The sequence below is a fragment of the Viridibacillus sp. KH_047 genome (assembly GCF_057838945.1).
Genome location: NZ_CM174479.1, coordinates 2425389 through 2439630, shown reverse-complemented (window position 1 = coordinate 2439630; position 14242 = coordinate 2425389). Strand labels below are relative to the sequence as shown.

Genomic DNA, 14242 nt, shown 5'->3' with positions numbered 1-14242 from the left:
CTTAAAGTAAGATTATCTTAATCTCTACAGAAATGCCTTCTTCCTGTATCCCAAATTCCCCTATAAATTATTATCCAACATATTGAAAACGAGTTTTAATAATATTTGATTTTTAATACAGTAATTTCGGATGTTTCTTCATTAAGTTCTAACGTTACTTTACTATCTATGATTCCGATTTCTTCACATATAATAGTTAATTTATTGTTTGACCAACCATTGAACTTGATCATATCCATAGCAATTGGATTTTCAAAGAGTTGTCTATTGTTAATTGTAACCCCGATTTTTTCAATATTGTAATAGTCGGCTATAATGAAATCTCCACAGGGTGTTACTGTTAAATCTTGATATATTTTTCCCGTTTCATTTATAGACTCATACTCAGTTAGTTCACCACTTAAACAATCTATTTGAAATAGATAATCAGAAGTGAGAACTAAAATCTTATTATATTTTTTTGATAAAGCAACCGCTCGTTGTGCTCCTCTAAATTGACCACACCATTCATTAAAATCCGCATTTTCAAATTTGATCCAAGTCCAGTCTTGAGTATTCGACTGATTAGGAATATCATAAATTCTCTCTTCGAACTGCCCTGAATAGGGTTGTTCTATTATTTCAGCTTTGGATATCAATCCGTTCACACTCCATTATAAGTAATATATTTTCCCCAGAAAATTCTCAGTAATTTAGAAAGAAACTTACTAAGTACAAAATGTTTGAAACTAAGGCATATGTAATTGTGAATCTATTTAATATTTTCACAAATACACAATTATTTTAATTTCTATATCGATTATTATCATACTGGAATGTAAATTTGAATAGAATTGTTAAAGTAAAAATATTATTGAGATGGAGTAGATAGAGAGGGAAATTGTAATGTTTATCATCGAATGCTATTTTCCTGAAATCTATTCAATTGAATTCGTAACCTTTATATGGAAGGACAACCTAAATAGGGTCTATAAGGTGAGAATTTAGAGTTTTTTTATCAAATATAGTTAGGTCTAAGGGAAATGACACAAAATTTTTAGGGAACTGTTACGTTCAAAATGAGTTAGAAGGTTATCGATTCTTTAGCTACTGGCATATGAATACGATGTTTAAGCTAACTTCCAAAAACATTCCGAATTGAGTTATTTAAGTTTCAGGAGACTCTATAGGTAAATACGGAACAGCTGAGAGTTTCAATAATTAGCATGATAGTCTAATAATTTCAGACTGGAAGGAGAATCAGATGTCAGAATATCATCAACAATCATCAACTGAAGTCATGGATATGTTGGATGTAACAAAACAAGGGTTAAGTGATTATGACGTCCAAAAGAGACAAGAAGAATACGGCTATAATGAATTGGTGGCAGGAAAAAGAACAAGCACAATTGCCGTTTTCTTTGGACAGTTTAAAGATTTATTAGTCATTATTTTAATGATTGCTGCTGTCATTTCATATCTATTAGGTGAAGTGGGAAGTACAATTGTGATTCTGATTGTTGTTATTTTAAATGCAATCCTGGGCACTGTACAGCATGTAAAGGCCGAAAAGTCTTTGGACAATCTGAAAGAATTGACCTCTCCAGTTGCAAAAGTGATGCGAGATAATCAGATTGTTGAAATTGATTCAGAAGATATTGTTGTTGGGGATCTTCTCTATTTGGAGACCGGTGATTATGTAAGTGCTGACGGAAGATTATTAGAAAGCTATAATCTGCATATAAATGAAAGCTCACTGACAGGTGAATCGTTGGCTGTAGCAAAAAGTACAGTACCTATTGAAGATGATCAAGTTACCATTGGTGATAAAAAAAATATGGTTTTCACTGGAAGCTTTGTCACTAATGGACGTGGTATTGTAATTGTTACAGCTATTGGAATGGAAACAGAAATCGGGAAAATTGCCAATTTACTAGATACTGCAAAGGAGAAGAAAACACCTCTACAAGTAAGTCTCGATCAATTTGGGGAAAAATTAGCATTAGGTATCACGATGATCTGTGTAGCCATTTTCACTATCGATCTACTTAGAGGCCGTGAAATAGTAGAATCGTTTATGTTTGCTGTTTCGCTTGCAGTTGCTGCAATACCAGAAGCATTAAGTTCAATTGTTACCATTGTGTTGGCTTTTGGGACACAAAAAATGGCAAAGGAAAATGCCATTATACGCAAGCTCTATGCAGTTGAAAGTCTGGGAAGTGTTTCTGTTATTTGTTCTGACAAAACGGGAACCCTCACTCAAAATAAAATGATAGTTCAGCAAGTATATGTCGATCAAAAAGTTATTCCACATAATCAACTCCATACAGAGAATGCAATCGAGAAGGATCTAATCTTAAAGGCAATTTTATGTAACAACGCCTTGGAGAGTGATCATAAAGAAATTGGAGACCCTACTGAAATTGCACTTGTAAAATTAGGGAAGCAGTACAATCTAGACGAATTAATCGTAAGAGATCAATTTCCAAGAATTGCGGAAATTCCTTTCGATTCAGACAGAAAGCTTATGAGTACAGTGAATCATATTAATCAACAAAATGTCTTGATTACCAAGGGTGCATTAGATGTTCTTCTAGCTAAAATTGTGAAAATCAAAACATCTCAAGGCATCATTGATATTACTGCGGAACATCGTAAAAAAATAGAAAATGTGAATCGTGTCTTTTCCATGAATGGTTTACGGGTACTAGCGATTGCTTACAAAGAAACAAGAAAAAATCAAAAAATTGATGTATCAGTCGAAAGTGATTTAACCTTTTTAGGATTAGTGGCGATGATGGATCCTCCTAGAGAAGAGTCAAAAGAGGCGGTAGAAAGCTGTATAAAGGCTGGTATTAAACCAGTTATGATTACAGGGGATCATAAAATAACAGCAACTGCTATAGCCAAACAAATTGGTATTTTAGAAGATCCTTCAGAAGCGATTGAAGGATATGAAATTGAAGAGTTAACTGATCAACAATTACAAGAAAAAGTTCCAGATATTTCCGTCTACGCCCGAGTAACACCAGAGCATAAAATTCGTATCGTTAAAGCTTGGCAGGAGAAAGGGAATGTCGTTGCGATGACGGGGGACGGAGTCAATGATGGCCCTGCCTTAAAACAAGCAGACATCGGTGTAGCGATGGGGATAACCGGTACCGAGGTAGCGAAAGATGCATCCTCTATGATATTAACGGATGATAATTTTTCTACGATTGTCAAGGCTATTTCGAATGGTAGAAGCATGTATACCAATATAAAAAACGCCATTCTATTCTTATTGTCAGGTAATGCAGGTGCTATATTTGTTGTTTTATATGCAACAATATTAGGTTTACCAGTACCATTTGCCCCTGTGCATCTATTATTTATCAACTTACTTACCGATAGTTTACCAGCTATTGCAATAGGTTTAGAGCCACATAATAAGAAAACAATGAAGTACAAGCCTAGAAATATTAACACTCCATTATTAAATAAAAAATTTACTACTCAAGTGGTGCTCGAAGGATTATTAATCGGTATTGCAACCATCATTGCTTTTGAAATGGGATTGTCGACGGGAGATACTCTAACCGCAAGCACAATGGCATTTACAACATTATGTTTGTCAAGGTTAGTACATGGCTTCAACTCGAGATCAAAAGAATCGATCTTCACAATTGGTATATTCTCGAATAAATATACTTGGCTAGCATTTTTAATCGGTTTTTTAAGCTTACATTTAGTATTATTCATGCCATCACTTACGGGTGTATTTGAAGTCGCAAAATTAAATGGAGTACAATTAGGTATTATTTATAGCTTGTCCATTATGCCGTTTTTAGTGAATCAGTGGTATAAACTTCTGTTTGTGAGAAATAAATAATATCACAAAAAAACAGCCGCTCTTAGCAGTGTCTGTTTTTTTGTGCACAAATATTTGAATATTGGTAGATCTACATCTTTTAGTCGAAAACCAGTAATAATTCCTATCAATTAAAGAATTTCTTCTATAGATATATTGCATAATAAGAAAATCTTTGGAATAGCGCATTATTCAAATATAATCAAATAATTTAGAGAATAATGACTTTGAGAAAAGGGTTGCATTTCGTCTTATAAGCGAATATTATATTTAATGTTGCAAAAAATGTTCGTGTTTAAGAAGGAGGTATATAAATGTTTCGTTTAAAGGAACATGGTACAAATGTTAAGACTGAACTTATTGCAGGAATGACTACATTCCTCACTATGATATATATCGTTGTTGTAAACCCGATAATATTATCGGATGCAGGTGTACCACTTGATCAAGTATTTATGGCAACTATTATATCTGCCGTAATAGGTACGTTATGGATGGCGCTTTGTGCGAATTATCCAATCGCAATTGCTCCTGGTATGGGATTGAATGCATATTTCACTTATGCGGTCGTAATATCCTCTGGTGGTAAAATTGACTATTTAACAGCTTTTGCTGCAGTTTTCGTGGCAGGGATAATTTTCATTCTTTTATCTTTGACTCCATTACGTGAAAAACTAATAACGACGATTCCGCAAAATATAAAGCATGCAATTACTGCAGGTATTGGTTTATTTATCGCATTCCTTGGCTTACGTATGGCCAAAGTGGTTGTCGCAAGTGATAGTAACTTAGTACAGCTAGGTGATTTAACTTCTCCTGGTGTACTTTTAACGTTGTTTGGTTTATTCATTACTGTTATTTTAATGGTACGTAACGTCAAAGGTGCTCTATTTATCGGTATGATTGTTACTGGTATTGTCGCAGTGCTAACTAATCAATTACACATTGAAAAAGTAGTAGCTCTTCCTCATTTACCAGAAGGTATTTTAATTTGGAATCCAATTGAAGCATTTAGCCAAGTCTTTTCATTTGGATTATATGGCGTTGTATTCTCATTTATTTTAGTTACACTCTTTGATACAACAGGTACAATGGTTGGTGTCGCTAAGCAAGCAGGTTTAATGAAGGGCGATAAATTGCCTCGTGCACGTCATGCATTATTAGCTGATTCAGTTGCTACAACTGTTGGTTCTATGTTTGGTACAAGCCCAACAACAGCATTTGTTGAATCTTCATCTGGTGTTGCTGCTGGTGGACGTACAGGTTTAACTAGCTTAACTGTCGCTATTCTATTCATCGTTGCTTCATTCTTTGGACCATTAGTTAGTGCTGTTTCTGGTGTTACAGCGATTACTTCTCCAACTCTAATTATTGTTGGTACATTAATGATTGGATCTGTAAAAGATATTGAATGGGGTAAATTTGAAGAAGCGTTCCCAGCATTCTTAATCATTTTGATTATGCCGCTAACTTCAAGCATTTCAACAGGGATTGCTTTTGGTTTTATCACTTACCCAATTTTGAAAATTGCTAAAGGTGAAGCGAAAGAAGTTCATCCATTGCTTTACGTTTTTGCTATTCTATTTGCATTCCAATTAATATTCTTACCTCACTAATACAGAAAATGACCCACTGCATGTTTAGATGCGGTGGGTCATGTTTTTATTGAATGATTGGTGTTTCGTCTGAATATATGGGATGTAAAAGGATTACAATCTAACTCAGTAGTTTTACGTCTTTTACATAGCTAATTCATCAGTGTAAGTTGTTGTATTACAAGAAGTTCTCTACAGATGTGGTTCAAAAAACAAATACAATTTTCATTGCCGAACATATATCATATAAACAGAACATGCTCTATTTGTGAAACTCATATGCCATTTGAATCCTATACTTTCACTGTAATTCTCCTTATAATCATTGTGGTGACGATTCTGGCCGAAAATAATCCTAGTTGAGAGTAAGTTTTTATTTCTAAGACGACAATAAAGAATCCCAATCGACCAAAGCAGCTCGATTTCCTATTTTAAGTTACATTCGCAGTAACTTATTATCTCAGCAAAGCAGCCATTGTGGAGTTTGTTGGAAATTATTAGCAGGGGAGAAAAGGGAATGATTTATGATTAAATTTAATTAAGGATTGTATTCAACTGAATTATTTAGAGGCAAACGTGTTGAAATAAGTTACAATATATATATTGACGAGAAACATTTATTCTAAAGGAGATTACTATGAATAAAAACTGCAGACATGATCAATTCAAATCCTTTGCAACGAACTTTACTGGTTAAGGCTTTAAAATCTATTTAATTTACAGCGGAAAATCAAATTTTTAATCATACAACTACATTAGGCTAGCATTAATAATTTGGTGGATTAATAAAACGAGTTAAAATGCAAATTCCCTTATTTAAAACCCAAAGAATGCTAACCATTATACAGCTAATTGATAACTTGTTTTGTAGTATTAATCTACTCATCAGGAAAATTTGCTCTTTTTTGTACTAGTGAATTTAGTGGTATTTACTATAATTACATTTACTATTAAAAGGAGGTATTAAATGCAATACCCTATCCAGAATATAATTAGCCAATTTAAGGTATTTGAAAATATTAATACTTTACAGATTGGTAAAGAAATAGGTCTTAATCCCAATCTACTAAGTAAAAAATTATCGGTTGCAAAATTAACTAATCAAATGTTTAAATATTTTAATACGGATTTACTACATATAAAAAAGACCTTCAACATAACTATAAAAACAGTCCGCTTAAAAGAGAATGGGGTCCCTAAAGAATCGATGTCATTTGAACAGATAAATTTCCATGAAGTCGTAAATGAAAACTGGGATAATAGTTTTCTCAAAACGAAATTTATGAATACTACATTTTTATTTATAGTTTTCGAATATATTGGGGAAGATTTATATTTTAAAGGGATTAAAGTATGGAGAATGCCAGAAGTTATACTAAATGAAGACCTTAAACGGTTTTGGCTCTCACTAAAAACTAAACTTGAAACTGGTATTATCCTAAAAAAGGTACAAAAAGCGAATAAAACAATAACAGAAAATAATCTTCCATCATCTAAAGAATCAAACATTATGCATGTTCGTCCCAAAGCAAAAAATGCTCAAGACACGGTTGAATTACCTGATGGACAATTAATCACTAAACAAAGCTATTGGTTCAACAATGATTTTGTAAGTGCCATTTTATCGGATATGACACATTTACAAGTCGAATCTGCTCAAGAAGAGGAAAACGAGGTAAATGACTATGACTATCAAATAATAAAGCCTTTATTGTCGAAGGAAATTTATACGATTACACAGTTCATTCAAATTGCTCAAAAGGTTTTTTTGAATTTTGATGATTTCGATGTTCACCGTAATGAACTTAATAAAATCGGCTATAACATAGTGCCACCATTCATTTTGCGAACTAATATTGACAGCATTGATGCGTATTTTAATCAAAAGATTCTAAATGACCGTTATTTTACAATTAAAAATGATGAAGTATGGCAAAGCAGTTTCGTAAAGCGAAAATTAAATAATATGGAAAATGAGTATTCCATTTTCAAAATTGACGAAAGGTTGTATGTAACTGAAACTGCACTTAAATATGCTTCTATTGAAAAATCTGAAATTATCTCCTATAGGGAATCTGTTGAAGCTTTTGTAGAAAATGATCAATATTTCACTTACACTTCTTTGAATAAAAATAATTTCCAACATGCGGCAGATGGATATGGGTTTGACCAGCTGTTCTATGAATCCCTTTTAAAAAGACCGGGGCGTTTAAAATCAATAAAAATTGGAGGGAACTTGTTTTTCATTAAAACAGCTTTGAAAGTTGATATAGCGCATTTCTTTAAATCACTGTTTGCTAAAGAAAATAGAACACACTTATCTGTAAATGATTTACTTGAAATACTTGAAGATGATTACTATGTGAAGTTGAATTTTGAGGTTTTAGATACATTACTTTGCTCGAATAATTTAGAGCAATTCTACTCACAAAAATTAAATATGTTATTTTACAGCAAAAATGATTATCTAGATTATATTCAATAATAAATTATAGAAAGGCGCTTGATCTGAGATATCATATCGTTCAGGTGTCTTTTTTGCCAAATAACCCATATATTTACTCATTTGTGATCTACTGCTTGCAATTGCTTAAGTCTTACATCAAGATAAAAGGAGCCATCTTTAAGGAGGTGTTAGATTTATGCATTGCAAGTATAGTTTGTATCATGTCGCAGGTAATAATAATGTCAGCTTAAGAACCATCCAACAACTTGTAGATGATGAGTTAACTGCTTATGATTTTGTCCAGAAAACCCTTGGTTTATATTCGAAAATAGGCAACAAAAAATCTACAATTGAAAAAGTAAGTGCGGCTATCAACATGATTCCTACTGAAGATTTCATTCAGCCATGTCTCTATCATTTAGCCGTCACTGGATTATCGCAACAAAATATCTTACTTTTACAATCGTGTAATATTATATACCAAGATTTAAAGGACATTTCTTTCAACGATTTCGTAACCATAACCTCTATCAGTCGTGTCTCTACATACGAACGGATAATAACAGCTTATAATGCATTTGAGCAATTACTAGCAAAACAGTCACCAGTAGTGATTCCAACAAATTCTTCTGTTGATGCAGCAATGCAAATCGAGAATTATATAGATGAACTCGAACCAGGAACGTTTTTCTCCACCAATCAGTTGTTAGAAGCAATCCCTGTAATAACTGAAGATGATGTTAAAGTTTTTTTGAAAAAAAACTTACTTTTTACTAAGGGTTCGTGGTATAGAAAAAAATATAAGGAACTAGATTTCTATCTCCATAATCAATTATCCACTAAAAATATGGATGTTTTAATTGCGAGGATTGTAGAAAATAAAACCTTACAAGAAATAGCTGATAAGCTAAAAATAAGTAAACAAGGTACTTCATTACGCGAAAAAGCTGCAATAAAAAGTATTCCTGCTATTGAAGAAGAATTATTGTACGGAGAATTTTTCGAAAATTACAGCTTTTCTAAACGGTTTTTTTGTGATCTCTTTGATGTTGATGAAATAGTTTACAATTTCTTGACATTACGACTCCAAAAAGGGAAAAAAAACTTTTTAGATCATTTATCTGATTATCAATTTAATAGGCAACAAAAGCAAATCATTTTAAATTATTATAACGGCTTTATTAACCATAAAAATGAGCTGAGTAACCTGACTAAAACGGCTGTTTTTGAAGATGTACTTTTTCACTATGGAAAAACTTCTACTAATGACAGTGAGCTCTTTCTAAAATTTAATGAATATATTATAAAAAATAATTATAATTTAGAATTAGCTGAAAGCTCAAGTGCTTTACGAGGGCTAGGTGAACGATGTCAATATGCTTTACGCGATCGAGGACACTATTATCGTTACTATGATTTTAATCAACTGACTGAGGAAGAAGTTAGTCAATTAATAGCGTTTTTAGACTTATCACCTGGTATTTACAATATGGGTAAAATCTATAACGAATATATTGATTTTATGAAATCTATAGATATTAGAAATGAAAATGAACTTCATAACCTTTATAAAAGGTTTATTCCAATTCCTAATATCACTTATAATCGTATGCCAGAGTTTTCTTCAGGGGATATTGAAAAGAATGAATTTCTCATTCATTTATTCCATAAGCAGGCGCCTATTCATATTGATGATTTTGTGAGTTACGTTAATGAAAACTACTATCTAAGAAAAACATCTTTAAAAAGCCATATTCAAATGTTTCTTTCTGAATATGTTAGCGACGAAATTATCCGTGTTAATTACGAAGAGGTATCTAACGAAGAAATCTCTTACCTACAGTCACTTTTAAATGCAAAGATACATACATTAGACGAAATTATAGAACTAGGTATTCAAAAGTTTAATAATTTCCAAGATAAATTCCTTAATAACATGCTTTTAAAGAGCTTAGGTTATACGATTAGAAGCCAGTTTATTTTAAGTAACGATTATGGCTCGGCAGAGAGATACTTTATACAAGAAGTCCTTAAAAATGATTATTTTTTTAACGAAAGACTTCCTGTACACCGTACACAAGTCTTTGGAAAAGTTATATATGATTTAGAAAAAAAATTAGATTTAGTAAAAGTTGAAAGTAACATGTACATCACATCAGCCAAGCTAGAAAAATCTGATGTACCAAAAGCTTTAATTATTGACTTCCAAAATAAAGCTACTGAATTTGCTAGTGACGGACAGTATTTCTCGATGGCTCTACTTCGGAAAAAGGGCTTTAAACATCAACTATTTAACTTAGGTTTTGAAAGTATATTTTATGATCGTATTTTATGGGCGGATTCAAGAATCAAAACAATTACTTTGTCTTCTGGTTATCTTTTCATCGTTCAAGAGGACGATGTATCGCTCGTTGACTTTTTACATTGGCTAATATATGAATTTGAAATTATTGATGGCTACGATTTAATTGATCATATTAATGAGAAATACCAAGTGCCAATTGAACTTCAAAAAGCCGTTACTTTATTACAAAGTACGAATATCTTTTATTCACCTGAATTATCAAAGTTTTATTGCGATAAAAATACATTTTTTGAGGAGATATATAAATGAAATCTATCAATTTAAAAGACTTATTCGAACAAAAAATCATTAAAGAAACTGACGCAACTCGAAAATTAACCATTCACGAAAGAACTAAAAGTTACAAAGTATATGAGATTCCAGTAGAATACCTTCATTATAACAATAAAAATGGACGTATTATCAGCTCTATCAATCGATATGAGTCTGAAGGAAATGTTTTAGATATTACAGACAAAGAAGTTTACAACAACATCTTACAGAGTTATATTATCGAATCAAATTCTGCAGCGTTGCAAGCGACGAAATCGAATATTGAACTATTTGGTCAACGTTTACCTGGTGTTGTTTTAAACGATGGTCGTGTAATAGATGGTAATAGACGCTTCACATGTGTTCGTTTAATTAATGCTGAGAAGGGGAAAAATCTTTATTTTGAAGCCGTAATTTTAGATCAAGCGGAAGGTTTATCAGATTCAGACATTAAGCGTTTAGAACTAAATTTACAGCATGCGGAAGAACGCCCTGTCGATTATGATCCTATTGATAATTTAGTTGAAGTTTATAGCGTAATTGTCCAAGACAAGCTTTTTAGTATTGAAGATTATGCTCATAACACGAACAAGAAAAAATCCGACGTTGAAAAGATGGTAAAAAAGGCAAACTTAATGGTCGATTTTTTAGAATTTATCAATGCGGAAGGTAAATTCTATGTAGCACGTGATTTAAATTTAGATGGGCCATTACAAGAAATAATGGGGATTTTAAATAAAGAAGACACTGAAGATGAAGCTGAGTATTTACGTGTACGAAACGCTCTATTTACTGCACTAGCAATTCCACATCGCGGAGATTTAACACGACACATTCGTGAAATCGGCAAAAATATTTTAAAAGCAGATAATCGTGAAGAATTCTTAGATTTGTATGAAGAAATTGTCGAAGAGGTGTATGAAAATTTCCAAGAAAAAGAAGATGTTACAAAAGAGGTTATTCGAGAAATCAACGCAGATTTAGGTACTACGAAAGTGGAATCAAAAAACCTAATAGAAGGGAAGATAGCAGAAACAATTATTTCTGGTATTCAAGACCAACCTATCGAATCATTAAAACGAGCATTTACAGCTCTAGAATCTATTGATACAGACCAAATTGCTCGTTTAGATGCTACTTCAAAACAAGAATTCAAGACATTACTCGAAAAAATTGAAGCAACAACGAATTTATATGGTGGCAAAATTGGTGTTTAAGGAGATTGCCCTAAAGCCATCTTATTACACAACAACCTCAGATATTGTAAATGATTTTTACAATCCCGTTCTGGAAATTGCAACTTCATATGACCGAGTAAGTGGTTATTTTAGCTCTAAAGCCCTAGCAGCATTTGCAAAGGGCTTGAAGGGACTCGTTCAAAATGGCGGGAAAATGAGACTCATTATTTCACAGGATATTAGCGAAGAGGATTTTGACTTAATGAAACAAGGATATGATCTTCGAGAGAAGCTTTCAAATAATTTATTATCAAAGTTAGATGAGCACTTAACGGATACTGAGCAAATTAATTTTTCTAATTTAGCGCATTTAATTGCAAAAGAAAAAGTAGATATTAAGATTGGCTTTAAGCCTTCAGGCTTATTTCATTCAAAGTTCGGACTTTGTGAAGATAACGAAGGGAATATCATCTACTTTACGGGATCAAATAATGAAACTTATTCAGCAATTGAGAATAACTTCGAATCATTTGATGTAACTGCATCTTGGCTATCCTCAGATTTTGATAACCAGAAATTAGTTCGAGCTCGACAAGAATTCGAAACACTTTGGGAAAACAAAGCAAAACTGATGCATGTGTATGTGAAAGATGTTAACGAGATAATAAAAAAGAAAATTATGTCATTTGATAAAGGGAGACTTATTTTGAACGCAGAGATGTTAACTGAAGATTCATTAGTTTTATCAATCGACGATGGTCACCTAATTTTAGAGGATACTTTAATATCCTATACCGTTAAGGCGAAAGACTATGCATTACAAAAATTAATACCTTATTTAGATGATGCTTATCCAAACTTTAAGTCTGACTTAACATATATCGATATGAAAGAAGTCATTAAAATTCTTGAACGATTTGCTAGCAGAAAGAAATTTAATTTCATTATCAGTGAAGAACTAGAAAATTATCTAGAGCAACAAGCATATTGGATTGAAGAACGTTCTAAATATGCAATTCTATTAAAATGCCAAGATAGCCAAATTTTAGACCGTTTTGAAGACTTCGAGCAGATTGTGAGTACTGAATTGGCTCGTCCACTACGAGAAAAGCAAATGTGGAGCGCATTTTATATGCAGCAAATGAAAAAAGCAGCAAACTTCTCCGTTCCAGGTGCCGGAAAAACATCGATGATTTATGGTGTATTTGCTTACCTAAATTCCCCACATGTTAATAAAGTAGATCGTATTATAATGATTGGTCCAAAAAATTCATTTTTGGCTTGGAAACAAGAATTCAAAGAAAACTTTGGCAATAATAAAGTGCTGAACCTACTAGATATTCACGATGAAGAAGCTCCTATTATTCAACTGGAGATTAATAGTGCTAACAAAAATCTAATCTTGATTAACTACGAGTCACTTCAAAAATACGAAAATATCCTTTGTGACATCATTGACGAACGTACTATGCTTGTTTTTGATGAAGTACATAAAATCAAAGGTGTTAGAAGTAAGCGTGCACAAGTGGCGAAGAAAATCGCAGAAAAACCATTATACAAATTTGTTTTAACGGGAACACCAATCCCTAACACCTATGAAGATATATTCAACTTTTTGAATATTCTATATACAGATGAATATAAAAAGTTCTTTAATTTTAAAATTAATGATTTAAAAAGACCCGATGCTTTAAAAATCGAAAAAATTAACACAAAAATGTATCCATTTTTCTGGAGAACTACTAAACTAGAGCTCCAAGTTCCACCTGCTAATCCGGATGCTATTATCAAAGTACCTACAGAACATTCAGAACAGGATATTATAGATTTATTGTATAAAAAATATGGGAATGATGCATTCAGTTTATATATCCGTTTAATTCAAGCTGCTACAAACCCAGAATTATTATTAAAAGCGATTAACAGAATTGAAATGTATGGCGAAGATGATAAAACAAATTGGTATAATAATTTCGAAAAAGACGATGTTGTATTTACAAAAAGTGATATTCAAATAATTAAAAAAGTTCGTATAACATCAAAATACAAAGCTGCTATTGAGCTAGCTTCAAATTTAAAATACGAAGGTAAACAATGCTTAATTTGGTGTATGTTTGTAAATACTATCGACAAAGTATATAGTGACTTAACAGCGAATGGTGTTAAAGCAGCTGTGATTTACGGTAGCACCCCTCAAAAAGAACGTGAGGATATTATTGAGGCATTCAAACGAAAAGAAATTGAGGTTTTAATTACCAATCCACATACATTAGCTGAATCTGTTTCATTACATCGCACTTGCCATGATGCGATTTATTTAGAGTATTCATTTAACCTTACACATATGTTGCAGTCTCGAGATCGTATTCATCGTCTAGGCTTAAAAGAAGATGACTATACTCAGTATTACTACTTTATGTTAGATGGAGAAAATGAAAGGCAGAATACAATTGACGAACGTATTTATAATCGTTTAAAAGAAAAAGAACAACGCATGATTAATGCAATTGAAAATGGAATCTTAGAACCGGATCCAGAAGTTGATTACGAAGAAATTTTAAATTTATTCAAGTAATT

At 32.3% G+C, this 14242-nt stretch carries 7 protein-coding genes; 6 read left to right on the top strand and 1 reads right to left on the bottom strand.

The window, feature by feature from the left end:
* Nucleotides 1-95: 95 nt before the first annotated feature.
* Nucleotides 96-638, bottom strand: a complete 543-nt coding sequence (locus AC3IS5_RS12070) for a hypothetical protein (RefSeq protein WP_489424633.1) — start codon at nt 636-638, stop codon at nt 96-98.
* A gap of 605 nt (nt 639-1243) precedes the next feature.
* On the opposite strand from AC3IS5_RS12070, the gene AC3IS5_RS12065 reads away from it, so the two are divergent.
* From AC3IS5_RS12065 to AC3IS5_RS12040, 6 genes are all read left to right on the top strand, one after another.
* Complete coding sequence (locus AC3IS5_RS12065; protein ID WP_489424632.1) at nt 1244-3850, top strand: cation-translocating P-type ATPase; 2607 nt, start codon at nt 1244-1246, stop codon at nt 3848-3850.
* Nucleotides 3851-4143: 293 nt separating this feature from the next.
* Nucleotides 4144-5445, top strand: coding sequence for an NCS2 family permease (locus AC3IS5_RS12060; RefSeq protein WP_489424631.1), 1302 nt, complete (start codon nt 4144-4146; stop codon nt 5443-5445).
* Between the two features lie 946 nt (nt 5446-6391).
* Entirely contained in the window at nt 6392-7909 is a 1518-nt protein-coding gene (locus AC3IS5_RS12055; protein WP_489424630.1) for a MutH/Sau3AI family endonuclease, read from the top strand.
* A gap of 157 nt (nt 7910-8066) precedes the next feature.
* Nucleotides 8067-10484 (top strand): hypothetical protein, encoded by a 2418-nt coding sequence (locus AC3IS5_RS12050; RefSeq protein WP_489424629.1) that lies wholly within the window; start codon nt 8067-8069, stop codon nt 10482-10484.
* On the top strand, nt 10481-11704 hold the full coding sequence (locus tag AC3IS5_RS12045) for a ParB/RepB/Spo0J family partition protein (protein WP_489424628.1): 1224 nt from the start codon (nt 10481-10483) through the stop codon (nt 11702-11704). Before AC3IS5_RS12050 ends, AC3IS5_RS12045 begins: the two co-directional genes overlap by 4 nt.
* Nucleotides 11697-14240, top strand: coding sequence for an SNF2-related protein (locus tag AC3IS5_RS12040; RefSeq protein WP_489424627.1), 2544 nt, complete (start codon nt 11697-11699; stop codon nt 14238-14240). Before AC3IS5_RS12045 ends, AC3IS5_RS12040 begins: the two co-directional genes overlap by 8 nt.
* Nucleotides 14241-14242 lie beyond the last annotated feature (2 nt).